We start from the raw sequence: 26,790 nt of genomic DNA, 5'->3' as shown, positions 1-26,790 counted from the left end.
GATCGAATCTATACCACTTGCTGGCCCACCCGCAACCCAGAAAATAAAGCGCCTCGCCGTTTTTGGTTCTAATATCTGTCCAGAAGGGCCGCCATGGCCTCGATGCCGGCGCGCTCCGGTATAGTGCGAACCCATTCCCGATTCACGCCCGCGAGCGGGCAGGAGCCATACGATGATGTCCGCGCGTCCCGACACACTCGAAGGCGGTTTCAGGCCGCTGCAGATCTACGAGCAGGTGGCCGAGAAGATCCGCGACGAAATTCGCGCGGGGCGCTATGCCGCCGAGTCGCGGCTGCCGTCCGAGCGCGAACTCGCGGGGCTGTTCCAGGTCGGCCGGCCGGCCGTGCGCGAGGCGCTCGGCGCACTGCAGAACGAAGGGCTCGTGTTCACGAAGCGCAATTCGGGCACCTACGTCGTCGCGTTGCCGCTCGACGTGCTCGCGCAGCGCGGCGACAGCCACCGGGCGTCCGAGCCCGATTTCAGCCCGACGTCGACGCTCGACGTGCGGCTGATCCTCGAGCCCGCGATCGCGCGCCTCGCGGCTGCGCACGGCCGAGCCGACCCGGGCGCCGAACGCTATCTGGCCCAGATGGAAACCATTACCGACGTCGACGATCCGCATCAGCGCGCGCTGTGGAACGAGAGCGACCGGCTGTTCCACCGGCAACTCGCGCTGATGACCGGCGACGCGCTGATCGTGAAGATCGCGGACGAAGTCGCGAAGACGATGGACCAGCCGCTGTGGAAGCGGCTGAAGGACGACGGCATCTACGATGCGGGCCGGATCCGGCTCTACGTGTCCGAACACCGGCTGATCTACGAGGCGATCGTGTCCGGCGACGCGGATGCGGCGGCGTTCTATGTCGAGCAGCACATCCGCCGCGTGCGGCGCGACATCGCACCGAAGTGACCGCGCCGGGTTCGTTCTGGTCTGAAAAATGACCAGAATCGCAGTTCTTATTTTGAAATTGCTTGCGCGGTGACCACGCGTATCCTACATTGGTTTCACACAAAACCAATCAGGAGACATCATGCGACATCTCGTTACCGCGCTCTCGGTGGCCATCGCCGCCGGCGCGCTGACTTCCGCGCAGGCGCAGGAAGTCGTCACGATCGGCCATTCGGCGCCGCTGACTGGCCCGCAGGCCGCGAACGGCAAGGACAATGAAAACGGCGCGCGCCTGGCCGTCGACGAACTCAACAAGGCCGGCATCAAGGTTGCCGGCAAGACGGTCACCTTCAAACTGGTCTCCGACGACGACCAGGCCGATCCGAAGGCCGGCGTGCAGGTTGCGCAGAACCTCGTCGACAAGGGCGTCGTCGCGGTGCTCGGGCCGTACAACTCGGGCGTCGCGATTCCCGCCTCGCGCGTGTACTCGAGCGCCGGCGTGCCGATGCTGCCGGTCGCGTCGAACCCGGCACTGACGAAGCAGGGTTTCAAGAACATCTTCCGGATCGGCGCGAGCGACGAGCAGCTCGGCGGCACGATGGCGACCTTCGCCGCGAAGACGCTGAATGCGAAGACCGCCGCCGTGATCGACGATCGCACCGCGTACGGGCAGGGCGTGGCCGAGCAGTTCATGAACGTCGCGAAGGCGAACGGCATCAAGATCGTCGACCAGGAATTCACAAGTTCGTCGGCCACCGATTTCCTCGGCATTCTCACCAAGATCAAGGCCAGCAACCCCGACGTGATCTTCCTCGGCGGCTATGCGGCACAGGGCGCGCCGATGGCCAAGCAGATGAAGCAGCGCGGCCTGCGCGCGAAGCTGCTCGGTGGCGACGGCATCTGCTCGGCCGACATGGGCAAGGTCGCGGGCGAGGCGGCGTCGATCGTCTACTGCGCGCAGGGCGGCGTCGCGCTCGAGAAGACGGCGGCCGGGCGCGAATTCCTGAAGAAGTACCACGACACGTATCACACCGATACGCAGGTCTACGGCGTGAACTACTACGACGGGATGAAGCTGCTCGCCGACGCGATGGTCAAGGCCGGCACGACCACCGACAAGGCGAAGCTGATCGCGCAGCTCGCGAAGTCGAACTACACGGGCGTCGCGGGCACCTATTCGTTCGACGCGAACGGCGACCTGAAGGGCGCGCCGACCACCGTTTACGTGATCCGCAACGGCCTGCCGGAACCGTACGCGAAGTAACGGCCCGCCAGCCATCGGACGGCGGCGCGGCCGCCGTTCTTCGTTTCAACGCTTTCGATTCCCCCATGAAAATTTCCCGATCCCTTTCCACCGTCGAAGTCCATACCGGCGGCGAAGCGTTCCGCATCGTCACGAGCGGGCTGCCGCGCGCGCCCGGCGACACGATCGTCCAGCGCCGCGCGTGGCTCAAGGAAAACGCCGACGAGATCCGTCGCGCGCTGATGTTCGAACCGCGCGGCCACGCCGACATGTACGGCGGCTACCTGACCGAGCCCGTGTCGCCGAACGCGGATTTCGGCGTGATCTTCGTGCACAACGAAGGCTACAGCGATCATTGCGGGCACGGCGTGATCGCGCTGTCGACCGCGGCGGTCGAGCTCGGCTGGGTGCAGCGCACGGTGCCGGAAACGCGGGTCGGCATCGACGCGCCGTGCGGCTTCATCGAGGCGTTCGTCAAATGGGACGGCGAGCACGCGGGGCCGGTGCGCTTCGTCAACGTGCCGTCGTTCATCTGGCAGCGCGACGTGTCGGTCGAGACGCCGTCGTTCGGCACCGTGACCGGCGACATCGCGTACGGCGGCGCGTTCTATTTCTACGTCGACGGTGCGCCGTTCGACCTGCCGGTGCGCGAAGCGGCGGTGGAGCGGCTGATCCGCTTCGGCGCGGAAGTGAAGGCCGCCGCGAACGCGAAGTACCCGGTCGTGCATCCGGAGATCCCGGAAATCAACCACATCTACGGCACGATCATCGCGAATGCGCCGCGCCACCCGGGCTCGACGCAGGCGAACTGCTGCGTGTTCGCGGATCGCGAGGTCGACCGTTCGCCGACGGGTTCCGGCACCGGTGGCCGGGTCGCGCAGCTCTACCAGCGCGGGCTGCTCGCGGCCGGCGACACACTCGTCAACGAATCGATCGTCGGCACGGTCTTCAAGGGGCGCGTGCTGCGCGAAACGACGGTCGGCGACATCCCGGCCGTGATTCCGGAAGTGGAAGGCAGCGCGCATATCTGCGGGTTCGCTAACTGGATCGTCGACGAGCGCGATCCGCTGACCTACGGTTTTCTCGTGCGCTGAGTCGCCGCGCCGATCGGCCGCGCCCGGCGCGGCCACCCGTTTGTCGTACCAGGCTTGGCGCGTCGTTCCCGTTGCGGGGCGCGCGCCTTTTTTGCGTGGGAACCGCCCGCGCAGGCGCTCCGGGTAGGTCGCCGCCAGGCCATCGCCGTCCGGCGGCCCGCGCGAGTTTGGTACGATGCACCCTTTTCAGCCGAGCTCCACCCGAGTGAATCGCCGAAACGTGTCGTCAGTGCGTGCCTTCTGTGCCAGATGGGTCGCGCGCGCCCAACCCGTCGCGGCTGCCGCCGTCGCGCGGGTCAAGCCTCTCGCCGCCACCGCGTGGCACCATGTCCGTCACCCGACGCGCCGCGGCGTGTTGCTCGCCGGCGCCGCCGTGCCGGCGCTGTTCGTGGTGTACGTGGTCGTGCTCATCCCGTTCACGCCGGGCATCGGCGACATCCGCAAGGCGCGCGTCGACCAGCCCGCGCAGGTGCTGTCCGCCGACGGCAAGCTGCTGGCCGAATTCAAGCCGTCGAACCGCGAGTGGGTGCCGCTCAAGCAGATCTCGCCGCACATGGTCGATGCGCTGATCGCGACCGAGGATCACCGCTTCTACGAGCACCACGGCCTCGACTGGAAGCGCACGGCGTCGGCCGCGCTCCACACGTTCTCGGGCAGCCGCCAGGGCGGCTCGACGATCACGCAGCAGCTCGCGCGCAACCTGTATCCGGACGAGATCGGCCGTGCGCCGACGCTCACGCGCAAGGTGAAGGAGGCGATCACCGCGCTGAAGATCGAGGCGATCTACAGCAAGGACCAGATCCTCGAGACCTACCTGAACACGGTGCCGTTCCTGTACAACGCGTACGGCGTCGAGATGGCCGCGCGCACCTATTTCGACAAGTCGGCCAACGAGCTCGACGTGCTCGACAGCGCGACGCTGGTCGGGATGCTGAAGGGCAACAGTTACTACAACCCGGTGCTGAACCCGGAGCGCGCGCTGCAGCGGCGCAACACGGTGCTCGGCCAGATGGTGAAGTACGGCAAGCTGTCGCCCGCGCAGTTCGCGCAGCTGCAGCGCCGGCCGTTGCGGATCGACTTCGAGCGCCAGAAGGAGCCGCCGGGGCCGGCGCCGCACTTCGCGCAGCAGCTGCGCAAATGGCTGATCGCGTGGGCCGACCGCAACGACTACAACATCTACTCGGACGGGCTGATCGTGCGCACGACGATCGACGCGCGGCTGCAGCAGATGGCGACGCAGGCGCTCACGCTGCAGGGCAACCAGCTGCAGGGCATTGCGAACAACGCGTGGAGCGGCCGCGACGGCTGCGGCACCGACAACGAGGTGTTCCGCACCTTCATGCGCGAGTCGCCCGAGTACAAGGCCGCGCAGGACGCCGGCAAGGACGACGCGGCCGCGATGAAGCTGCTCGCGGCCGACCGCGGCTTCCTGCGCGCGCTGTGCAAGGCGAAGACCGACGTGCAGGCCGGCTTCCTCGCGATCGATCCGCGCGACGGGCAGATCCGTGCGTGGGTCGGCAGCCGCGACTTCACCCGCGAGCCGTTCGACCACGTCGCGCAGGCGCGGCGCCAGCCGGGCTCGACGTTCAAGCCGTTCGTCTATGGCGTCGCGTTCGCGAACGGGATGAAGCCGGACGATACCTTCATCGACCAGCCGGTCGAGATTCCGTTGAAGGGTGGCGAGATCTGGCGGCCGAACGACGACGTGCCGCCGACCGGCAAGCCGATGACGCTGCGCGACGCGGTCGCGCTGTCGCGCAACCGGATCACCGCGCAGGTGATGGAGAAGGTCGGGCCGGCGTCCGTGGCCCGACTCGCACGCGACATGGGCGTGCGCGAGAGCCCGCTCGAACGCGTGCCGTCGCTGGCGCTCGGCACGAGCCCGGTCACGCTGAAGGAGATGGTCGCGTCGTACGCGACGATCGCGAACGGCGGGCTGTATGTCGAGCCGCAGATGGTGACGCGCATCGAGAACCGCCAGGGCGACGTGCTCGCCGAATACGCGCCGGCGCCGCCCGAGCGCGCGCTCGACGCCGAAACCGACAAGACGCTGCTCAGCGTGATGCGCGACGTCGTGACGCGCGGCACGGGCGGCAGCATCCGCACGCGCTTCGGGATCCGTGGCGACGTGGCCGGCAAGACCGGCACGACGCAGGACAACGCGGACGGCTGGTTCATCCTGATGCAACCCGGCCTCGTCGCCGGCGCGTGGGTCGGTTTCGACGACGGCCGCGTGACGCTGCGCAGCGACTACTGGGGGCAGGGCGCGCACAGTGCGCTGCCGATCGTCGGCGATTTCTTCCAGCGTGCGCAGCGCGCCCGGATCGTCGATACGAAGGCGAAATTCGACACCGAGCCGTCGCCGGGCTGGTTCGCGTCGCTGCGCGAACGCGCGACGGACCTGTTCGATACGTGGTTCCCGCCCGACGCGAAGAAGGCGCCCGCACCGGTCAGGACGCAGCGGGTGGAGCCGGCGCCCGAGGCGGATACCGACGAGGCGTCGGCCGCCTCGGCTGCCTCGGCGCCCGAAGCGGCATCCGGGGGCATCGTCGAGGAATGGGTGCCGGCGTCCGAAGTGGCCGCGTCGGCCGCCGCGCTGTCGGCGGGCGCCTCGCAACCGCCGCCCGCGCAGCCGCCGGCGGGGGCGAGCGCGGCGGGCGGAGGCAGCGCGGGCCTCGGCGCCGCACCGACGGCCGCCCCTTCGACCGCACCGTCCCAGGCGCCGGTACCGGCCGCGCCCGACGCGACCGGCGCATCGCAGTCGCAGTCGCAGTAACGGAGCCGTTCAGAACTCGCGCGATGCTGCCGTAATCATGTTGTCATGACAGCTCGCGCGGTCGCTCCGCGCCTCCCCGATGAGGCTATCTACCGACTACGTCCCGCTCGCGCGCGACGATCTCGCCGCCGGCGTCCCGCTCGGCTTCGATCTCTACGATGCCGACGGCGCCGCGCTGCTGCCGGCCGGCACGACGCTGCGCGATGCCGCGCAGCATGCCTTCCTGTTCGACCATTTCCGGCCGGTACGACGGCGCGACGACGCCGAAGCCGCGGCCGAGCCGCGCGTGCCTGACGCGGTGCCTCACGCGCCGCGGATGGGGTTGTCGGCCGGCGCTTCGATCGGCATCCGCCGCCGGGTCGGCACGACCCGCGGGCTGCAGCGCTGCCGGTTGATCGGCAGCGCCGCGTCGGGTGCGCTGTTCGTCGAGCCGCAGCCGTCGGCCGCGCTCGACTTCGCGCATGGCGACGATATCGAGGCCGTGGCGATCGGTCGTGCCGCGGTGTCGCGTTTCGGCGCGACGGTCGAGTCGGTGCAGGCGGCGGGCGCCGCGCGGTTCCTGGTGCTGTCGCCGCCCGGCTTCGTCGACCGGCTGCGCACGCGCGCGGAGCCGCGCGTGCCGGTGCGGATCGCCGCCTGTTGCACGGGTGGGTCGGAGGGGGCGGAAGGCATCGGGATGGTGCACGACATCAGCTTGAGCGGCCTGTCGATTGCCGTCGACCGGCCGATCGCCGCCATCGGCGAACCCTTGCGCGTGCAGCTTCCGTACGCGGCGGGCGACCGGGTCGAGCTGCTGGCGCTCGACGGCACGGTGCGGGCCGTCCATGCCGACCCGGCCGCGCCCGCGCTGACGCTGCATCACGCGGCGTTCGGCGAGACCGGCGCCGACGACCTGATCCGCCTCAAGGCGCTGCTGTTCGACCGGTTGATGGCGTCGTCGGATACCGACCGGCGGCGCTGATGCAGGGCTGGACGCACGGGGCGCCGTGCCACGGTATTCAGTGCGTGAATGCCGATAATCATCTGACGATTCCGCGTATTCCGTGGCGATTGTATGGTTTCCGTCAACAGTGAATTCGCGATTTAAGTATTTACCCTGATAGCGTGGCCTCCTAGACTTCTACTCATGCGCAACGACCCCGAGTCCGAAGCGCCTGACAAAACAATTCTGGAGGTAACGCATCATGAAATCGCTGATCAAGGCAGTTGCACTGGCCGCCCTGGTGGCCGCACCGGTCGTCTCCTTCGCCCAATCGAACCAGCAGCCGCTGACGCGCGCGCAAGTGCGCGCCGAGCTGGTCCAGCTCGAAAAGGCCGGCTACAACCCGAACGACTGGATGAACTACCCGGAAAACATCCAGGCCGCACAGGCAAAGATCGCCGCCGCGCAGAACCCCGGCGCGCAAGCTGATGCTACGGGCTACGGTTCGAACCCCGCCGCTGCGTCGCAATCGGGCCAGCGCGTGGTCGTGCCGGCCGCAACCGACCGTTCGTCGGTGTTCTTCGGCCACTAAGCCAGGCAGCGCCCGCAGGGGCGCCCGGTGTGCCGTTTCATCCGAAACCCGTGCACGGTATCCGTGTGCGGGTTTTGCATTTTGGCCGCTTGAATGGGTGGGGTGCCGCGCCTGACGGACATCACCGCGTGCTGCCCGCCCGCCGCGCCCGCGTCGCGAGCACGGTCGCGACGCCGCCGAGGATCGCAGCCGATGCGAGTGCGAGCCGCCAGGTTGGCTGTTCGGACAGGAGCAGCACGGCGCCGCCCGCGGCGATGGGCGGGACGGACAACTGAACCGCCGCGGCGCGCATCGCCGTGAGGTGCCGCAGCGCGGCATACCAGACCACGTAGCCGAGGCCCGACGTCAGCGCACCGGAAAGCGCGGCGAGCGCGAGGCCGGCCGGCGTGACGTGCAGGCGGGCGGCGAGCGCGACGCTCAGCGCGAGTGCCAGCGGCGCGGCGCGCAGGAAGTTGCCGGCAGTGGCCGCGACCGGATCGACGGGCCGACGGCCGCGGATCGAATAGACACCCCATGCGATGCCGGCTGCCGTCATCAGCGCGGCGCCGCGCGGCGTCGGCGCGGCGAGCCCGGGCGACACGAGATAGACCAGCCCGCCGAGCGCCGCGCCGAACCCGGCCCAGCCGGTCGCGGCAAACCGCTCGCCAGCATGCCATCCCGCCGCGAACATCGTCAGTTGCACCGCGCCGAACAGGATCAGCGCGCCGGTGGCCGCGCTGACGGTCAGATACGCAAACGAGAAGCACGTGACGTACGCGAACAGCATCGCCGCGGCCGGCCAGTCGGCGGGCGGGGCAGGCCGTCGTGCCCCCGCACGCGCGACGATCGCGAGCATCAGCGCGCCCGATACGAGGCGCAGGCTACCGAAGCTGGCCGCGTCGATCCGCCCGGCCTGCAGCGCGAGCCGGCACAGCAGCGAATTCGACGCGAACGCGAGCATCGCGATCGACGTCAGCGCGACGACGCGCACGCCCGGCCGGACATGCGGCACGACGGCGGAGGCGGGCGGTCGCATCGTGGGCCTCACGCGTGGCCGGCGACGATCAGCACGGCCGCGCCGAACAACGCGGCGCCGAGCGGCGCGGTGAGCGCCTGCCCCCACGACGCGTTCTTCTCGACGGCCATCAACGCGGCGAGCGCCAGCATCCAGCCGAGACTGCCGGCGCCGACGACGAACATCAGCAGCATCAGCGCCCAGCAGCAGCCGACGCAGAAGAGCCCGTGGCTGACGCCCAATGCAAATGCGTGACGCATCGGCGTGCGGCCGCGCCAGCGGCTGATCACGAAACTGAACGGCGTGCGGCACCGGTCGAGGCAGTGCGTCTTCAGTCCGCTGAACTGGAACGCGCCGGCGAGCGCGAAGACGGCCGCGCCGATCAGCCAGCCGCGCCACGCGAGCGCCGGCACCCGCGCGACACCGGCCAGCAGCAGCCCGTGCAGCCCATGCGCGACGAGGCCGAAGCCGCTCCACGTGGCGACGTAGCCGATGCCGACGAGCGCCAGCAGGCGCGTCTGGTCGGGTCGGCTCGCGACGACGCGGGCGAACGCGTCGAACAGCGACAGCGTCGTCGGCAGCATCATCGCGAGGATCATCAGCGTCCAGCCGGCCGCGGTGAACGCGGCCGGCAGCCACAGCGCGCCACCGGGCAGCGCGCGGCAAAGCGTGCTGAACGGTTCGGCCAACACGCCGTCGCCGTGGTCGAGGTACCGCCCGTAAGGACTGCGCGTCCACGCCCACAGGGTGAGCCAGGCGAACGCGACGAGACTCGCGAGCACGAGCGGAAACAGGCGCCGGTGCAGCGACGCGGCCATGACCGTTGGCGTGCGATCACGCGTCACGCGTCGAACCGGAACGTGCTCTGCAGCGCGTTGTGATTCTTCAGGTCGACGTCGATGCCGATCGCCGCATTCTTCGACCGGTAGACGGGCGCCTTGCCGACGAACACCGGCGCGCCGGGCACCGTCGAGAACACGGTGTCGGTCAGCGTCGTCTGCGCGCCGCTCGGGCCGAGGTACGGCTCGAGTTCCGCGTGGTAATCGGTGCCGATCGACAGCGTGCCGCGAGCCCCCTCGACATTGAACGTGATGGGCGCGCGTTCGATCGACACGACCGTGCCGATCAGTTTCGCGAGTTCGGCGATCGGGCCGCCGGCCTGGCCCGTGTAGACCTTGAGGAGCGCCTGCTCCTGCGCTTCGGACGCCGTGTCGCTGACGTAGATCGCAGCCGTCCAGTTGCCTTCGAGGATGTTGCCGGGCACGCGGCACACGGCGGCGATCGTGTTGCCGCCCACGTCGACGCCGTCGACGGTGCCCTTGTCGACATGCCACGCGACGATCGTGTCGCAGACGCCGAAATCGGGGTCCTCGCCGATCCAGCACGGGCAGAGTACGCGACAGTTGCAGACCTCGAGCAGACGGCCTTCAAGGTGATAACTCATGATTCCCTCCAGGGGGCGACGGCGAAGGCACGTTGGGCTGGGGGGAGGAGGCTGGCAGACGAATCGTCACCCCGCTCGGCGATGCGAACGCGAAATGCGCTGAGGAATGCGCGGAAGCGGAGACGGGATGGATGCGATAGCGCGGGCCTGAAGCGGCGTATCGATTTTCAAGTGTAGGTGCGCAGGGGCGATATGCAAGCCGTCGCAGGCCGCGACACCGGCTGACAAGCCGGCGCGCGTACGCTAGCATCGCGATCGGTGTCGCCACGAGAGACGGCGGCCGATGCGCGTCAGCGCGTCAAGCCCGGCACCGGCTTCCACGACTTCAACGAACAACAAGGAGCATCCATGCGTGTCTTGACCGGTCTGCTGTGCTTGCTCGCGCTGGCGGCGAACCTCGCCCACGCGCAGGCGAATTGTGCCGACGCGACGGATCAGGCGGCGATGACGGCGTGCGCCGATCGCGCGTACAAGAAAACCGACGGGGAGCTGAACCGGACGTACCAGGCCGTCACCGCACGCCTGCGCGACGCGCGGCCGCTTGCCGACAAACTCGTGAATGCGCAGCGTGCGTGGATCGCGTACCGCGATGCCGAATGCAACTTCTCCAGCGCGAACGCCGAGGGCGGCAGCGTGTATCCGATGGTCGTGTCGACCTGCCTCGACGATCTGACGAAATTGCGCACCGAAACGCTGAAGGGCTATCTGTCCTGCGAGGAAGGCGATCTCGCGTGCCCCGTGCCGGCGAAGTGAGCGGGTAAGCAGGGCGCGCCGCCCGGCCGGCGGCACCTGCCATCCCGCCGCTGCCGGACGTCGTCCGTTACACGTCGTCCGTTACACGTCGTCCGTTTCGTCGAGCAGCTTGTGCCGCATCGCGTACCGCACCAGCGCCGCTTCGTGCGGCATCTGCATCTTTTCCAGGATCCGCGTCTTGTACGTGCTGACCGTCTTCGCGCTCACGCACAGCGCGTTGGCGATCTCGGTCAGCGTCTGGCCGGCGGCGATCCGCCGGAACACGTCGAATTCGCGGTCGGACAGCCGCTGGTGCGGCAGCGTCTCGGCCGGCTCGTTCAGGCTCTGCGCGAACTGCTCGGCCATCGCGAGGCTCACGTAGACGCCGCCTGACGCCACCTTCGTGACCGCGCCGACCAGCTCGGCGCTCGCGCTTTCCTTCGTCAGATACCCGGACGCGCCGGCGCGGAACGCGCGCACAGCGTATTGCTGCTCCGCGTGCATGGTCAGCACGAGGACGCGCAGCGCGGGCTTCTCGTCCTTGATCTGCTTGATCAGTTCGACGCCGTTGCGGCCCGGCATCGACAGGTCGAGCACGAGCACCTGCGCGGGCGTGGCGCGCACCAGCGCGATCGTCGACGGGCCGTCGCAGGCTTCGCCGGCCACCTCGAATCCGGTGGCGTTCTGGAGGATGTGCCGCAGACCGTCGCGTACGAGCGTATGGTCGTCGGCGATGAGCACCTTGATCATGAGATGAGCGTTTCCTGTTGGACGGTACTGAGCGGGAGCGCGACGGTGATCGAGAAACCGCGCGCGAGCGCGGTGTCGATCGTCACGCTGCCGCCCAGCATGTGGGCGCGTTCGCGAATGCCGATCAGGCCGAACGATTTGTCTTCATGGGCCGGGCCGCCGGGCGCCGAGCCGCGGCCGTTGTCCGCGACACGCAACACGCAGAAGCCTTCCTCGACGTCGAGCCGCAGCGCGACGCGCGTCGCATCCGCGTGGCGCGCGACGTTCGTCAGCGCTTCCTGGACGATCCGGAACAACGTGGTCGCGCCCGCGCTGGTGAACGTGAGCCCGCCGGTTTCGATGTGCCGTTCGACATCGATTCCGTAGCGGTTCGTGAAATCGTTCGCAAGCCATTCGATCGCCGGCACGAGGCCGAGATCGTCGAGCATCACGGGCCGCAGGTCGGCCGCGATGCGCCGCACCGACGCGACCGTCGCGTCGATCAGCCGCCGCATGCCCTGCAGGTGCGTCTGCACGTCTTCGTCGGGGTGTGTGCGACCCGGCACGCGCAGCTGCTGTTCGACCACCGACAGATCCATCTTCAGCGCGGTGAGCTGCTGGCCGAGGTCGTCGTGCAGTTCGCGCGCGATGCGGGTCTTTTCCTCCTCGCGCACGTTCTGCAGGTTCGCGGACAGTTCGCGCAATTCCTCGCGCGACTGCTTCAGCGCGTTCTCGGCGCGCTGCCGCTCGGTGATGTCGCGCAGCATCACCGTATAGAGCTTGCCGGACGCGTCGCGGATCTGCGAGATCGACGCCTCGATCGGGAATTCCTCGCCGTTGGCGCGCAGCCCGAACAGCACCCGCTGGCGGCCCATCTGCCGCTCGGACACGCCCGTCACGCCGAACTGGTCGACGTGCTTGGCGTGCGCGGCGCGGAACCGCTCGGGGATGAAGCGCGACAGCGGCGCACCGATTGCCTCCATCGCGGATACGCCGAACACCTGCTCGGCCATCGGATTGAAGATCACGACCGTCTGCTTTTCGTCGATCGTGATGATCGCTTCCATCGACGAACGGATGATGCCCATCATCCGCGCCTCGTTGAGGATGCCGCGGCTGCTCGCGCCCGAATCGACCGCGATGCGGCCGCGAAGCAGCGCATGGATCAGCACCGCGAATGCGATCGACGCGATCAGCCCCGCGGCAAGCACGGTGCCGGCCGCGCGTTGCGCGCCGGTGGCGCTCGGGCGGCCGTCCGCGGAATACGCGAGCGTCAGTACGGTGCCGCCGAAATTCAGCTCGTCGGTGCGCCGCATCAGGTCGGGCGATGCCGACGCCTCGTCGGTCGTCGTTTCGACGCTGACGATCGCGCGCCGATCGCCGCCGGCGGTGATCCACACGTCGATCCCGCGTTCCGCGTCGAGCGCCCGCTCGACCAGGCGCCGCGGGCTCAACGCCGCGAACAGCACGCCGTCGGCGCCGGTTTCGCGCAGGCCGGGCAGTGCGGCGGCCGCACGCGGCGACGCGGCAACCGGCAGGAACAGCGTGAAGGTGCGGGCATCGCGCGACGTGTCGTCGTCGGCCGGGTGGACGCCGAGCGCGACGTCGCCGGTCTGCAGCGCGCGCGTGAGCGGCGCCGCATCGGACGCGCCGAAGCGCACGACCGGTGAATTCGACGCCGGTGCGCTGAGCGCGGCGGTCGCGAGCGTGCCGGCCGGCATCGGCTTCGCGCCGGCGAGGGCGGTGCGCGTCGCGGGCGGCAGCGGCGCATAGCCGATCTGGCGCACCGGCGAGCGGCCGCTGTCGAGGTCGATCATCTCCGCATACCGGCGCCATTGTTCGGGCGTCATGCCCGGGACGAGGCTGAACGCGCCGCGCGCGCCTTCGAGCACGGCCGCGCCGGATTGCAGCTCGTGGCGGAGCATGGCCGTCACATGCGTCGTGCGGCGTTCGAAACGCGTATGGACAGCGCCTTGCCACTGCTCGCGCACGAGCAGCGCGACGCCGAGCGACAGCACGGCGCCGGCGCACAGTGCAACGACACCAGCCGCGAGCGGCTGGCGTAACATGATCTGGAGGCGCGTGGGCCCTCGGGCGTCACGCGTCGGGGTTCCACTTGCGGTCATTCGATTGGCATTCTGTTGTCAGGGGCCGCGCCCTGGCACCGGGAGCGGCACAGCAAAACCGGGCAAAACTCGCGCCGGCTGCACGCAACGTCTATTTTCAAGATGAAATTGTGCGCGATTTACACGTTTTATGTAATGGGGGCACTAGAAATTGCGGCAACCGGCGTGAAGCAGCGGGCGCGCCGGCCGCGCTTGACGCGCATCAACGGGCGCGTCGGCACGTGGGGCAGACTGTTCGGCAGACCACCCGGCACCGGGCCGGGTGGCGATAACGGGCCGCCGTCGCGCGACGCGCGATGCGTGCCCGGTCGGAGGGACGGACCATGTACAAGCGGATTTTCGTCGGGCTCGACGGCAGCCCGAGCGCGCGTCTCGCGCTGAACGAGGCGATCCGGATCGCGGCGGCGTCCGGCGGCGAAGTGACCTGCGCGTATGTCGTCGAGCACCGGCCGCAGCTCGTCGACGTCGATGCGGGCTTCGCTGCCGCGCGCGACGGCGATGCGGCCGCGACCGATGCCGTGACGCCGGTGCTCGACGATGCGAAGGCAGTGCTCGCGCAGCAGCATGTATCGGGCACCGTGCGCGCGCTCGACGCGTACGGCGAGGATGTCGCCACCGTGCTGATGCGCACGGCGGCCGAAGCCGATGCCGACCTGATCGTGATGGGCACGAGCGGGCGGCATGGCCTGCGCCGGCTGCTGCTCGGCAGCGTCGCCGAATCGCTGCTGCGCGCGGCCGACCGGCCCGTGCTGCTGGTGCGGCATAGCGAGCCCGGCACCTCGGCGGCTGCGTGACGCACGCGGCGATGCACCGACGTTGACGCACGGGCGGTCGCGGGTGGCGGCCGTCTCGCGCATTCGTCGGATGACGGCGTGATGAAACGGAAACGCCCGCCGCACGGCGTGTGAGCGCGGCTGTCGCGGCTCATCGGGCGCGCGAGGGCGGCACACCCGATGTACCCCACGCGCGCAATCGCGTGCCGGCGGTTGCATCCCGACATGCAGTTCTGGCAGCATCGACCGGTGTCCGCTTGTTCGCCGTGCGCATGGCCGCGGCGATCGACGCAGCAGCATCCGGCGCTATGCGACCGCGTTCGCGATGAGCGAGGCGAGGCCGTACGCCGGGTGCCCGGTTCCTTACTTCACCGACGTCATCCGCCATGCCGATCTCCGCTACCGACCTGATTCGCCAGTTCGACCTGCAGCCGCATCCCGAAGGCGGCTATTTCCGCGAAACCTACCGTGCGGCCGATTCGGTCGTGCGTCCGGCCGACGGCGCGCCACGCGCCGCGTCGACTGCGATCTACTACCTGTTGTGCGACGGCGCGTATTCGTCGTGGCACCGGATCCGCTCCGACGAAGTCTGGCATTTCTACGCCGGCGACCCGATCGAAGTATGGGTGCTCGACGCGCGCGACGGGCTGACGATCCACCGCCTCGGCAACCCGCTCACGCATCCGGGCACCGTGTTCCAGGCGGTCGTGCGGGCAGGGAGCTGGTTCGGCGCGCGCTGCGCGTTGCCGGAGCATGTCGCGCTCGTCGGCTGCACGGTGGCGCCGGGCTTCGAGTTCGCGGAATTCGAACTGGCCGACGCGGCCGCGCTGGCTGCCGCGTTTCCCGACTACGCGGAACACGTCGGGCAGCTTGCCCAGCGCACGGACATGTGACTGTCACGGAAGGGCGCGAAGCCCGTGCCGATGGTGCGTGTTCCGCGCGGTCGCGGCCAAACCCGTTTAGAATGCCGTGATGCATCGGGTCGGCCGCGGGCGTGCCGCGGCGGCCGTTGCCCAGCGGTGCCGACGGCCCTCGTCGCACGGCTGCATGCCTTCCAGGAGCGCCGCCGTGTGGCACTTTCCCATCGCTATTCCATCGTCGCTCGGCCCGTGGGCCGTGTTCGCGAGCGTGTTGATCACGCAGCTCGGCGTGCCGGTGCCGGCCGTGCCGATGCTGATTCTCGGCGGCACGATGGCGGCAATGGGGCAGGCGTCCTGGGTCAGCATGTTCGCGGCGGCGATCGGCGCGACGATGCTGGCCGATTCGCTGTGGTTCTTCATGGGCCGCACCCGCGGCCGGCGCCTGCTGAACGGCCTCGTGCGCTTCTCGCTGTCGCTCGACACGACGCTGCGTTTCGCACGTAACGTATTCGAAAGATACGGCGCGCCGCTGCTGGTGCTGTCCAAATTCCTGCCGGGCCTCGGCCTGGTGTCGGCACCGCTGCTCGGCACGACCGCGATCGGCGTCGGCGTGTTCCTGTTCTGGGACCTGGCCGGCGCATCGCTGTGGGCCGCGTTCTGGCTGGTCGGCGGCGCGGCCATTCACGACCAGATCGTCCAGTTCGTGCTGTGGGTGCGCGCGAGTGGCGGCACGATCCTCGATGCATTCCTCGCGATCTTCATCACGTTCCTGCTGTACCGCTGGGTGCGTCGCGTGCAGTTCCGCCGCTATCTCGCGCAGGTGCGCATCTCGCCGCCGCAGCTCGTCGAAATGATGACGTCGGACGAGCCGCCGCTGATCTTCGACGCGCGGCCGAAAGCGATCCGCGAGCGCGAACCGTACCGGATCGCCGGCGCGGTGCCGGTCGACCTCGATTCGCCGGACCTGCTCGATCCTGAAATGCTGAAGCGGCCGATCGTCGTGTATTGCGTATGCCCGAACGAGGCCACCGCGAAGCGCCTGATCGCGAAGATGCAGCGCAAAAAGATGATCCACAACATCCGCGCGCTGAAGGGCGGCCTCGATGCGTGGGAGAAGCACGGCTACCCGGTCGAGCCGATGCCGGCCGATCTCGATGCGTCGCGGTATTTCGTGCGGCCGGATCACGGTGCGATCGAAGGCGAATATACGGTGCGCGCGACGCTGTCGAAATAAATCCGAGCGCGGGAGTCGCCCGCATTCGAATTCCACTGCCAGTTTCACGCCCCGCGATTTTCCCGAAAATCGACTGGCGTGAAACTGCTGATCCTCCCTATAATCCCGCCTGCATATTGCGTGCGCCTGATCGCGCACCTTCGACGCGTGTTCGTTCGCGCCGAAAGCGATTGATCCCGTCGCCGTCCGTCACGCGCACAGCCGCGTCGAACGGGCCGCGCGGGCGTATTCCGTGAAAGGCCCGATCCGTTTTCCGGATTGTTCCGGAACATACGGATAATCCGCGGCGATTCCCATCGGATTGACGCAATATCCGTGTCGTTTCTAATTTAGAAAACGCCAGCGGAGATTATTTCGTTTTCGGCATGCCGGGATCGGCATGAACGGTCGCGCATTGACATCGACAATGACGGCGGCTCGTTCACGGCTGCCAGGAGACGGACTTGAAACAACCAGAAGACCAGTTGCATAGAGGATTGGAAGAGCGGCACATCAACCTGATGGCGCTCGGCGCGACGATCGGCGTCGGCCTGTTCCTCGGCTCGGCCAGCGCGATCCGCGTCGCCGGCCCGGCCATCCTGCTGACCTACCTGCTGGGCGGCATCGCGATTTTCCTGATCATGCGCGCGCTCGGCGAGATGGCGATCGCCAATCCCGTCGCCGGCGCGTTCAGCCGCTACGCACGCGACTACCTCGGGCCGCTCGCCGGCTATCTGACCGGCTGGACCTACTGGTTCGTGTGGATCGTCACCTGCATGGCGGAAATCACGGCGGTCGGCGTCTACATGCACATGTGGTTCCCCGCCGTGCCGAACTGGATCTGGGCGCTCGCGGCGCTCATGGCGATGGGCTCGGTGAACTTCATCGCGGTCAAGCTGTACGGGGAATTCGAGTTCTGGTTCGCGCTGATCAAGATCGTCACGATCGTGCTGATGATCATCGGCGGCGGGTTGATGATCGCGTTCGGCATCGGCAACGGCGGTGTCGCGATCGGCCTGTCGAACCTGTGGGCGCACGGCGGTTTCATGCCGAACGGCCTCAACGGCGTGGTCGCCGCGTTGCCGATCGTGATGTTCGCGTATCTCGGCGTCGAGATGCTCGGCCTCACTGCCGGCGAGGCGCGCAACCCGGAGAAGTCGCTGACGAAGGCCGTGAACTCGGTGTTCTGGCGCGTGCTGATTTTCTACATCGGTGCGCTGTTCGTGATCATGTCGCTGTATCCGTGGGACCAGATCGGCACCCAGGGCAGCCCGTTCGTGATGACGTTCTCGCGGCTCGGCATCCCGGCGGCGGCCGGCATCATCAACTTCGTCGTGCTGACCGCGGCGCTGTCGTCGTGCAACAGCGGCCTGTTCAGCACCGCTCGGATGCTCTACAACCTCGCACAGCAGGGCCAGGCGCCGAGCAAGCTCGGCCAGGTCAATCGCAACGGCGTGCCGGTGTACGGCGTGATCGTGTCGGTCGCGCTGCTGCTGATCGGCGTGCTGCTCAACTATCTCGCGCCGCAGCACGTGTTCACGTGGCTCACGTCGGTGTCGACGTTCGGCGCGATCTGGACGTGGTGCGTGATCCTGATCGCGCAGATGCGCTTTCGCCGCACGCTGTCGGCCGACAAGATCGCGCGCCTGCCGATCCGCGTGCCGTTCTATCCGCTCGGTTCGTTCGTCGCGCTCGGCTTTCTCGTGCTGGTCGTCGTGCTGATGGCGTTCACGCCCGACACGCGCGTCGCGCTCGTGATCGGGCCCGTATGGATCGTGCTGCTCGGCGTCACGTATGCGCTGTTCTACGCGAACCGTCCGGCGGCATCGGTGCCGACCAAGTCGTAAGCAGCAGGGGCAGGGGCCCGCGCGACCCTTGATCGCGATCATGCACGCGCGGGCCGGACGACCTATGCTGAACGAATCGATTGTCCGCGTTTCGCGTGGCAACCCGCCGATCCCCGTGACCGCCGCGACCGCGGCGGTGGCCCGGCCGCCGTGCGCCGCTTCCGCGCGAAGCTCCCGTCGTCGTTCCGCGACGACGCGCACGCACGGAGGCCTTCGCCATGCAGCCTGCCCAGCCCAGCCCGACGCTTGCGCGGATCGCGCTGGCCGTCGATCCGACGCCCGAATCGCTGTCCGCCGCGCGCTATGCGCGCACGCTGCTGCGCCCCGGCATGCGATTGCGGATCGTCTGCGCCATCGACAACCCGCGCCTCGTGTTGCCCGACATCCCGCGCATCGACGCACTGCTGACGTCCGCGCGCGAGGACATGATGCGCGAGGCGCACGCCATCAACGAACGGATCGCGGCAATGTTCGCCGGCAGCGGTGTCGAGGTCGAGCAGGCCATCATCGATACGTCGGTGACGGGCGGCTCGGTGGCCGATGCGTTGGTGGGCGATACGTCGGCATGGCGCGCGGACGTGCTGATGGTCGGCGCGAATCCGCATCACGGGCTGCTGCGGCTCGTCGAAGGCGCGATGTCGGACACGTTGACGACACGCGTGCGCTGCGCGCTGCTGATCGTGCCGGCCGCCTACGTGCGGCCGTCGGACGGCGGCCTGCAGCGGCTGATGTTCGCGGTCGACGGCAGCGAGCCGTCGCTGCACGCGGTGCGCGTCGGACTCGGCTTCGCGACGCCGACGACGTTGCTGTACGCGGCCTACGTGATCGATCGCGCGGTTCGTCTGACGGATATCGTGCCGGTGCGCGCGCTCGAGGATGCCTATCGCGCGGAGGGCGAGGATGCGCTCGCGAAGATCGGTCCGCTGTTCCATGCGACCGGGAACCCGAGCAAGCGCGGTGTCGTCGAAACCCGCCCGACCAGCGACGACGTGGCCCATGCGCTGATGCGCGACGCCGTGCACTGGCGTGCCGAACTGCTGGTGGTCGGCACGCATGGCAGGCGCGGCATCGCCGCCTGGCTGATCGGCAGCGTGGCGCGCCGCATTGCGCATCTCGCCCAGGTGCCGGTGCTGCTCGTGCGCGGTACCGAATAAAGCGCGCGGTGTCGCGATCGAAGCAGGCTTGGCTTGACCTGCATCAGAAACGGCGCGCCTCGCGCGTGAGACATTGTCGGAACAACCGGCAACACGGCCGGTCTGTCGTGCATGTACCGCGCAGCCACGCTGCAACACGCGTGTTGATGGCCGCGATCGACGGTGCATTCACAGCCGTGACATCAATTTCCGGAGCCGCGACGTGCGATGCACGGCGCGTCATCCGACAGAGAACTCTCTGGCACGAGGGTAGGCAGCCACGGTTGCCTTGGAGGACGGACGGGGTGGAAGTCACCCCGTCCGCTTTCCGCGTTCGTGTTGTAGTTGGCCCCGTCTGAATTGCCTTCCCCGCAGGAATCGTCGTCATTGCGGCCGTGTCGAGCGGCACGTCATGACGCGTGATGGCGCGCGGTGGCGCCGATGCGGATCGGTGAGGATCGCGCCAGGTGCGCCGCTCGCTGTAGTACAGGCGCGGCGTGCGGCAGGCGCTGCCGACGTCGTGAGATGTTCAGCCGTTGCACGGCCCCCGTGCCGTGCAACGGCACGCCAGCATGCTCAGGTGAAGCGAAGCATCGACCGCAGGTCGTGCCGTCGGCCGGGAGCGCGGCGCACCCGCGGACGCTGATGCCCGACATGCAGCGGCGCGCACGCGCTGCACGTGCGGTTGCGCAGGCGGTTCGCGTGCGGCCAGCCGGGGCGCGCCTTGCGACGTGGCTCGGCATCGGCCGGCGCGTCGGGTGCGGCCCGCGCGCAGAGTGCCGCGGCGAACCGTTGCAACGCGAGCACCGAGCCCGCGACGCTCTGGTACTTTTCGCGGCCGATCTGCCCGTCGAGCGTGACGAGCAATCCGGCCTCGCGTGCCAGCGCAAGCAAGGTGTCGATATTGTCGGACGGAAGGTTGCCCGCCGACACGGCCTGGGCGGGCAGGGCGCGCGCTTTGCCCGACGCGCGCCGCTGGCCGTCCCGGCCCGGTAAGTTGCGATGTGCCATGGTTGGTCTCCTGCGCCAGGCCCCGCATGCCGGCTCGACGGCCGGCTGAGCGATGACCCGTATGAACGTTTCGTCCATGTCACCAGTATCGTGTCGCGCCCGTGCGCTGCCAAGCAGCGCGCGCTGAAGTCGCTGTCAGGTAATGCGCGGCGCCTATAGGAATCCGCTGACACGCCGGCGCGTTCGTTCGGACGAATGGGGCGCGCGCGGAGGGGATCGCTTGACGCATGATTTCGGCCGGTCTAACTTGGCCAGTGCATCGGCGTCGGGCGGCGTTCCATCGTCGGCCTGTGTCAGTCGGTGCCGCGCCCCGGGGTGGCGTGGCAGGGCTTCCAGTCTCGTTCGCGGGCAGTTTGCGCCGCGAATCTTGCGCGGCCGGTTCGGGGACGGATCGGCACGGCGGCACGCAACGTGCCGTTGATCGCGCACAAACATGCGCCGGTGCATCGCACGCCGCGCCGCCGTTCAGTCTTTAAGCTTCCGGTACCTTCTTCTTTTCGTTCCTCGACCGTCAGGAGTCCGTCGATGTCCAAGGACAGTTTGCTCGATTCACTCAAGGAAGCCGCCAAACAGCGCGCAATCGGTTCGGATCAGTTGCGTGCGATGCTCGACGACGAAGTGCGCGCGCTGTCGTCCGACGCGCGGGTGCACGACTACATCCACGTATTCGCGATCCGGCACCTGCGCGAACGGATGCGCCGGCAGGACGATCTCCACGACGACACGCGTGCCGATGCGCCCGCGGACGCCGATCCGCGTCCGAGCCATCGCCTGTGACGGGCGAGCGCCGCGGCTGATGCCGCGGACGTGACATGATCCGTGGCCGGGGGCAGGGCCCGGGCCGGATCCTGATCGACATTCATGAGTCGGTCGGCAGCAAACCGGGCCCGTTCCAACGCGCTTCTTGATCGCCGTGCCCGGGATCGACGATGCCGTCGTCGCGTCCGCGGGCGGTGGGCGCACGGCGCCGCGCAGCACGGTCATCCTGACGATTCGCTGACAACCGGTCTTGCGTTTTGTCATACGTTTCACTGAATTGTCACAGCGGCCTCAAGTAAGTGGCGCGATTGCCGTTTACCCGGTGAATTCGTCCACCGGGCGTTCGCGCTCCCTTACCGAGTCGTTGCCATGCTCTCGTCCATCCGCGCCCGCATCCTTGCCGCGTGCGTCGCCATCGTCGTATTCGCGCTGGTCGCCACCACGCTCATCAACTATTTCATCGCGCGCTCGTACAACGACGACGCGATCGACCGCAACCTGACCTCCGTCGCCAGCGGCCACGTCGTCGGGATCGCCGACTGGGTCGCCACCCGGAGCCGGATGATCGCGTCGCTGCAGGATGCCGCGCTGACGACCGACCCGCTGCCGGTGTTCAAGCAGATGGCCACGGCCGGCGGTTTCACGAACGTCTACGCGGGCTACGCCGACAAGGCGTTCCACTTCTCCGACCCGACCGGCATTCCGCCCGACTACGATCCGACCGGCCGCCCGTGGTACAAGCAGGCCGCGCAGGCCGGCAAGCCGGTCGTCACGCCGCCGTACGTCGACGCCGGCACGGGCAACCTCGTCGTCACGTTCGCGGTGCCGATCCTGCGCGACGGCGCGGTGAAGGGCGTCGTCGCGGCGGACGTCTCGATGGACACCGTGATCGCGAACGTGAAGACGATCCACCCGACGCCCGCGAGCTTCGGGATGTTGATCGACAGCAACGGCCACGTGGTTGCCCACCCGGACCCGAAGCTCACGCTGAAGCCGGTCGCCGACGTGTCGCCCGAACTCGGCGCGACGAACGGCGCGACGATCGCGGCCGCGGCCGCGCCCGTCGAGGTGACGGTCGGCGGCGACGCGAAGCTGGTGCGCGCGCGCCCCGTGCCGGGCACGGACTGGTACGCGCTGGTGCTGCTCGACAAGAACGAAGCGACGGCCGGGATGCGCTCGCTGCTGACCGCGTCGCTGATCACGCTGCTCGTGATCGTCGGCGTGGCGTCGCTGATCATCGGCGCGATCACCGCGACCGCATTCCGTCGCCTGTCGCAAGTGCGCCAGGCCATGGCCGCGATTGGCTCGGGCGCCGGCGACCTGACGCAGCGCCTGCCGGCCGACGGACGTGACGAAGTGGCCGACATCGCCCGCTCGTTCAACAGCTTCGTCGACAAGCTGAACGACGTGATGCGCCAGATCCGCGACGCGAGCGAATCGGTGCGCACGGCCGCGAACGAGATCGCGGCGGGCAACCAGGACCTGTCGTCGCGCACCGAATCGGCGGCGGCGAGCCTCGAGGAAACGGCTGCGTCGATGGAAGAGATCACCGCGACGGTGGGTCAATCGGCCGCCGCCGCCGGCCAGGCCGACGAACGTGCGGCGGCCGCGTCGCGGATCGCGTCGCACGGCGGCGTGGTCGTGTCGGACGTCGTCGCGACGATGGAGAAGATCGAGGAAGCCTCGGGCCGCATCGGCGACATCATCGGCGTGATCGACGGGATCGCGTTCCAGACCAACATCCTCGCGCTGAACGCGGCCGTCGAAGCGGCGCGCGCGGGCGAGCAGGGCCGTGGCTTCGCGGTCGTCGCGCAGGAAGTGCGCAGCCTCGCGCAACGCAGCGCGCAGGCCGCGCGCGAAGTGAAGGTGCTGGTCGAATCGACGGTCGCGAGCGTGTCGGCCGGGTCCGGGCAGGTGCGTCAGGCGGGCGACACGATGCGCGAGATCGTGTCCAACGTGTCGAACGTGACGACGATCATCTCCGAGATCACGCACGCGGCGAACGAGCAGACGCGCGGCATCCAGGAAGTGAATCGCGCGGTCACGCAACTCGACGAAATGGTGCAGCAGAACGCGGCGCTCGTCGAACAGTCGACCGCCGCCGCGACCGCGCTGCAGTCGCAGGCGAACGCGCTGGCGACCACGGTCGGGCGGTTCAAGGTCGCTTGACGCGGCGCGTGGGAAAGACGGCCGCGCCGCTCAGGAGTGGCCGTTGTCGCGCATCAGCGCGAGCCGGTTGTAGAGCGTTTTCAGGCTGATCCCGAGCGCTTTCGCGGCGCGCGGCTTGTTGCCGTCGAAGTGGCGCAAAGTTGCCGCGATGAAGCGCTGCTGCGCATGGTGCAAGGTCGCGCCGAGCGGCAGCGCCATCGTGTTCTCCGACAGGCGCTCGGGCGGCATCGCCGGCTTCGGCAGCGTGACGTCGATGCCTTCGTCCGCCAGGATGTACGCGCGCTCGATCGTGTTGTGCAGCTCGCGGACGTTGCCGGGCCACGAATACGCGCGCAGCGCGGCGATCGCCGCGTCGGTCAGCCGCTTGTGCGCATGGTGCCGCGCGTTGAGCGCGTCGACGAATTCCAGTGCGATCGTCTCGATGTCGCTGTCGCGCTGGCGCAGCGGCGGCACGTACAGCGCAAACGCGGCGAGACGGTAGAACAGGTCCTCGCGCAGCCGGCCGTCGCGCACGGCTTCGGCCGGGTTGTGGCGCGTGGCCGACACGATGCGCACGTCGAGCGGAATCGGCTCGGTGCCGCCCACCCGGACGATCACGTTCGATTCGATCGCCCGCAACAACTTCACCTGCAATGGCGCGGGCATTTCCGCGATCTCGTCGAGCAGCAGCGTGCCGCCGCGCGCGGCTTCGAAGAAACCTTCGCGCTGCGCGATTGCACCCGTGAAGCTGCCTTTCTCGTGCCCGAACAATTGCGATTCCGCGATATCGGGCGGAATCGCGCCGCAGTTCACGGGGACGAACGGGCCGTCGCACCGGGCACTGAGGTCGTGCAGCCGGCGCGCGACGATATCCTTGCCGACCCCGCTTTCGCCGGCAATCATCACGCTGGCGCGGGTCGGGGCGATCTTCTCGATGCGGCCGAGCAGCGTGCGCATCGCGGTGGACTCGCCGGACAACCGGCGGCCGTCCGCACGTTGCTTCGACCGGTTTGCGGTTTCTCCCATTGGCATGGATCGGCATGGTGGGGCCGTTTTGAAAATCGGCACCACGCGCTCCGTTGATTGCAATATTTTCATCGACAGCGAAACGACCACGAAGGTGCCGCAAAATAGAAATTTCCAATGTGCGCGGCGGGGACGGAAGAGACAGGCCATCGATTCCTGACGCGCATCGCGGCATTTCTGTGCCATCCAGGGTCGTATCGGTGCTTTTTTACAGAATTTTGATGAAAAAACTGGTCGTGACCATCGTGCGTTGATGCGACGCGCGACACCGGCTGGCGCTCAACCCGATACGGCACGCCCGACAGCCAGGGAGTCAGGCAGGCAGCCTTCCGCGATCCGCGCCGGGCATGCAGCTTGCGAATCCCGTCAGGCTCGCCCGGCACGCTCGACGGCAGGCCGGATGGTCGCCCCCCGGCATGACGCCGTGCGACCGGAGCCGGCGCGAGGCAAGGATGCAATGAGGACCCTGACACGTGAGCTGTTACGGCAGGGTGCATGGATCGTGCTGGCCGTCGGGCTGGCGTCCGCGCTGCAGGCGTGGGCGGTTCGCGTCGTCGGCGAGCACGCGCCATTTGCGCCGCTGCCCTTTTATGCAGGCGTTGCGGCTGCCGCATGGCTGACGTCGTTCGGCGGCGGGCTGGTCGCGGCCGCGTTGAGCGTGGCCGTGATCGGCACGCTGTGGTGGCGTGATGCGCCGCTGGCCGAGCTGCTCACGCAAGCCGGCGCATTCGTCGCGATCAGCTTCGTCGAGTGCGTGCTCGTGATGGCCGTGAAGCCGCTGCTCGCGAACGATCGTCTGCGCGAACCCGATGACGACGGCGACGCCGATGCCCGCGGGACGCATCGCGAGCCGGCGCCGGCCGCACGCGTGCCGGTACCCGACGACCGCCTGCTGCGCCGTGTGGTCGACGCTTCGCCCGACGCGATCGTCGGGGTCGATGCCGCACGCCGGATCACGAGCTGGAATCCGGCCGCGCGGCGGATCTTCGGCATCGACGCGGCGCAGGCCGCCGGGCGCGACGTCGCCGCGATGATCGCGCCGCGCTGGTTGCGGCGCCATCCGTTGCCCGCGTCGTTCGCGAACCTGCACGCGCCGGTCGGTCCGCTCGACGTGCTGTGCGTGCGACGCGACGGCGGCCGTTTTCGGGCGACCTTCGCCGCCTCGCCGATGGTCGATGCGCAGGGCAACTGCACGGGCCTGTCGATGACGCTGCGCGATGCGCACGAACGGCGCCGCGGCGAGCGGCGCAACCTGCGCTCGCTGCGCGGCGCGCGCGACGCACGCGCCCAGGCGGACACGTCGAACCGGCTGAAGGACGAACTGCTGGCCACGGTGTCACACGAACTGCGCACGCCGCTGAACGTGATCTACGGCTGGGTCGAGGTGCTGCGCAACGTCGACGGCCAGGGGCTCGCGCAACAGGCCGTCGACGCGATCGATCGCAGCGCGCGGTCGCTGTCGCACATGGTGGCCGACCTGCTCGATGCATCGTCGCTCGCGACCGGCCGGTTGCGCCTCGAGCGCGTGCCGGTCGATCTCGTGCGGATCGTGCGCGATGCCACGCGTGAACTCGACGCGACGGCCCAGGCGAGCGGGCTCGAGCTGTCGACCCACTACGCGATGCCGACCTGCGTGATTCCGGCGGACCGCGAGCGCGTGCGCCAGCTCCTGTCGAACCTGCTGTCGAATGCGATCAAGTTCACGCCGCCGGGCGGGCGCATCGCCGTGTCGCTGGCCCGGGCAGGCGAGCGCGTGCGGCTGTCGGTCGCCGATACGGGGCAGGGCATTGCGCCGGAATACCTGCCGCACCTGTTCGAGACGTTCAGCCGGCCCGAACGCGCATTCGCGTCGCCGGAGCGCGGCCTCGGGCTCGGCCTGTCGATCGTGCGCCACATCGCGCAACTGCACGGCGGCGATGTCGTGGCGACGAGCGCCGGCCCCGGGCGCGGGACGACCGTCACGGTCACGCTGCCGGCTGGCTGGGACATCGACGATCCGGCCGACAACCTGCTGCACGCGGCGGACACGCCGGACCCGGTGACGCTCGACGGCCAGCGCGTGCTCGTCGTCGACGACGACGCGACATCGCGCGCGAGCCTTGCCGCGGCCCTCGAAACGATGGGCGCGCAGGTGTCGACCGCGCAGTCGGGGCACGACGCGCTCGACGCGGTGGAACGGCAGGCGCCGAACGTCGTGCTGTCGGATCTCGCGATGCCGGACGGTGACGGCTTCTGGCTGCTCGACCGTATCCGTCATTTGCCGGGCAGCAGCGGGCATCTGCCCGTCGTCGCGGTCACGGCCCACGCCGGCAACGCCGACCGGCACCGCGTGATGGCGGCCGGGTTCGACGCGTACCTGCGCAAGCCGGTGGACATGCCGACGCTGGCGAGCGTGATCGCCGATGTCGCGCCGGACGCCGCGCACGATCGGAAAGGGCGCGGCCAGTAGCAGCCGGCGTGGCGGCTCGCCGGGTCATGA

The 26,790-nt window shown here is 68.8% G+C and carries 21 protein-coding genes and 1 pseudogene; 15 read left to right on the top strand and 7 right to left on the bottom strand.

The window, feature by feature from the left end:
- Positions 1–172 precede the first annotated feature (172 nt).
- From CFB45_RS23015 to CFB45_RS22990, 6 genes are all read left to right on the top strand, one after another.
- A complete protein-coding gene (locus CFB45_RS23015) occupies positions 173–910 on the top strand; it encodes a FadR/GntR family transcriptional regulator (protein WP_089427530.1) in 738 nt (245 codons plus the stop codon).
- Positions 911–1,031: 121 nt separating this feature from the next.
- Positions 1,032–2,153, top strand: coding sequence for a branched-chain amino acid ABC transporter substrate-binding protein (locus CFB45_RS23010; protein WP_089427529.1), 1,122 nt, complete (start codon positions 1,032–1,034; stop codon positions 2,151–2,153).
- Between the two features lie 65 nt (positions 2,154–2,218).
- Positions 2,219–3,226, top strand: coding sequence for a trans-3-hydroxy-L-proline dehydratase (lhpH, locus tag CFB45_RS23005; protein WP_089427528.1), 1,008 nt, complete (start codon positions 2,219–2,221; stop codon positions 3,224–3,226).
- 175 nt (positions 3,227–3,401) lie between these two features.
- A complete protein-coding gene (locus CFB45_RS23000; protein WP_089427527.1) occupies positions 3,402–6,002 on the top strand; it encodes a penicillin-binding protein 1A in 2,601 nt (866 codons plus the stop codon).
- A gap of 79 nt (positions 6,003–6,081) precedes the next feature.
- Entirely contained in the window at positions 6,082–6,963 is an 882-nt protein-coding gene (locus CFB45_RS22995) for a PilZ domain-containing protein (protein WP_089427526.1), read from the top strand.
- A 223-nt stretch (positions 6,964–7,186) separates the two neighbouring features.
- Positions 7,187–7,516 (top strand): DUF4148 domain-containing protein, encoded by a 330-nt coding sequence (locus tag CFB45_RS22990; RefSeq protein WP_089427525.1) that lies wholly within the window; start codon positions 7,187–7,189, stop codon positions 7,514–7,516.
- A gap of 121 nt (positions 7,517–7,637) precedes the next feature.
- Here CFB45_RS22990 and CFB45_RS22985 read toward each other — a convergent pair whose 3' ends face one another.
- Genes CFB45_RS22985 through CFB45_RS22975 form a run of 3 tightly spaced genes read right to left on the bottom strand, consistent with a single transcriptional unit; the run spans position 7,638 to position 9,954 of the window.
- A complete protein-coding gene (locus CFB45_RS22985) occupies positions 7,638–8,531 on the bottom strand; it encodes a DMT family transporter (protein ID WP_089427524.1) in 894 nt (297 codons plus the stop codon).
- Between the two features lie 8 nt (positions 8,532–8,539).
- Entirely contained in the window at positions 8,540–9,328 is a 789-nt protein-coding gene (locus CFB45_RS22980) for a DUF2182 domain-containing protein (RefSeq protein ID WP_089427523.1), read from the bottom strand.
- 23 nt (positions 9,329–9,351) lie between these two features.
- Positions 9,352–9,954, bottom strand: coding sequence for a DUF1326 domain-containing protein (locus CFB45_RS22975; RefSeq protein WP_089427522.1), 603 nt, complete (start codon positions 9,952–9,954; stop codon positions 9,352–9,354).
- Positions 9,955–10,302: 348 nt separating this feature from the next.
- Between CFB45_RS22975 and CFB45_RS22970 the strand changes: the two genes are divergently transcribed.
- Positions 10,303–10,707: a lysozyme inhibitor LprI family protein gene (locus tag CFB45_RS22970; RefSeq protein WP_089427521.1), complete on the top strand. Its 405-nt coding sequence runs from the start codon at positions 10,303–10,305 to the stop codon at positions 10,705–10,707.
- An 81-nt stretch (positions 10,708–10,788) separates the two neighbouring features.
- Here the strand turns inward: CFB45_RS22970 and CFB45_RS22965 are convergent, their stop codons facing one another.
- Complete coding sequence (locus CFB45_RS22965) at positions 10,789–11,436, bottom strand: response regulator (protein WP_006483707.1); 648 nt, start codon at positions 11,434–11,436, stop codon at positions 10,789–10,791.
- A complete protein-coding gene (locus CFB45_RS22960) occupies positions 11,433–13,541 on the bottom strand; it encodes a PAS domain-containing sensor histidine kinase (RefSeq protein WP_089427520.1) in 2,109 nt (702 codons plus the stop codon). Before CFB45_RS22960 ends, CFB45_RS22965 begins: the two co-directional genes overlap by 4 nt.
- 323 nt (positions 13,542–13,864) lie before the next feature.
- Here CFB45_RS22960 and CFB45_RS22955 point away from each other — a divergent pair, with 323 nt between their 5' ends.
- From CFB45_RS22955 to CFB45_RS22930, 5 genes are all read left to right on the top strand, one after another.
- Positions 13,865–14,335 carry a universal stress protein gene (locus tag CFB45_RS22955; RefSeq protein WP_089427519.1) on the top strand — a complete coding sequence of 157 codons (471 nt, stop codon included), beginning with the start codon at positions 13,865–13,867 and terminating at the stop codon, positions 14,333–14,335.
- A 365-nt stretch (positions 14,336–14,700) separates the two neighbouring features.
- The gene (locus CFB45_RS22950) at positions 14,701–15,207 is read left to right on the top strand and encodes a cupin domain-containing protein (protein ID WP_089427518.1); all 507 of its coding nucleotides are present in this window, start codon (positions 14,701–14,703) and stop codon (positions 15,205–15,207) included.
- Between the two features lie 175 nt (positions 15,208–15,382).
- Positions 15,383–16,408 (top strand): DedA family protein/thiosulfate sulfurtransferase GlpE, encoded by a 1,026-nt coding sequence (locus CFB45_RS22945; protein ID WP_041493311.1) that lies wholly within the window; start codon positions 15,383–15,385, stop codon positions 16,406–16,408.
- A gap of 443 nt (positions 16,409–16,851) precedes the next feature.
- Positions 16,852–18,234 (top strand): amino acid permease, encoded by a 1,383-nt coding sequence (locus CFB45_RS22935; protein ID WP_089427517.1) that lies wholly within the window; start codon positions 16,852–16,854, stop codon positions 18,232–18,234.
- Positions 18,235–18,452: 218 nt separating this feature from the next.
- Entirely contained in the window at positions 18,453–19,388 is a 936-nt protein-coding gene (locus CFB45_RS22930) for a universal stress protein (RefSeq protein ID WP_089427516.1), read from the top strand.
- A 555-nt stretch (positions 19,389–19,943) separates the two neighbouring features.
- Here CFB45_RS22930 and CFB45_RS22925 read toward each other — a convergent pair.
- Positions 19,944–20,378: a hypothetical protein gene (locus tag CFB45_RS22925; protein WP_089427515.1), complete on the bottom strand. Its 435-nt coding sequence runs from the start codon at positions 20,376–20,378 to the stop codon at positions 19,944–19,946.
- A 525-nt stretch (positions 20,379–20,903) separates the two neighbouring features.
- Here CFB45_RS22925 and CFB45_RS22920 point away from each other — a divergent pair.
- On the top strand, positions 20,904–21,155 hold the full coding sequence (locus CFB45_RS22920; protein WP_089427514.1) for a DUF3562 domain-containing protein: 252 nt from the start codon (positions 20,904–20,906) through the stop codon (positions 21,153–21,155).
- A 351-nt stretch (positions 21,156–21,506) separates the two neighbouring features.
- On the top strand, positions 21,507–23,306 hold the full coding sequence (locus CFB45_RS22915) for a methyl-accepting chemotaxis protein (RefSeq protein WP_089427513.1): 1,800 nt from the start codon (positions 21,507–21,509) through the stop codon (positions 23,304–23,306).
- A 30-nt stretch (positions 23,307–23,336) separates the two neighbouring features.
- Here CFB45_RS22915 and CFB45_RS22910 read toward each other — a convergent pair.
- Positions 23,337–24,383, bottom strand: a pseudogene (locus CFB45_RS22910) (sigma-54 interaction domain-containing protein).
- 385 nt (positions 24,384–24,768) lie between these two features.
- On the opposite strand from CFB45_RS22910, the gene CFB45_RS22905 reads away from it, so the two are divergent.
- A complete protein-coding gene (locus tag CFB45_RS22905) occupies positions 24,769–26,760 on the top strand; it encodes a hybrid sensor histidine kinase/response regulator (protein ID WP_089427511.1) in 1,992 nt (663 codons plus the stop codon).
- Positions 26,761–26,790 lie beyond the last annotated feature (30 nt).

The organism is Burkholderia sp. HI2500, assembly GCF_002223055.1.
Lineage (GTDB): Bacteria > Pseudomonadota > Gammaproteobacteria > Burkholderiales > Burkholderiaceae > Burkholderia.
Note: the sequence above shows the minus strand (reverse complement) of the source record. Positions and strands in the feature narration are given on the sequence as shown.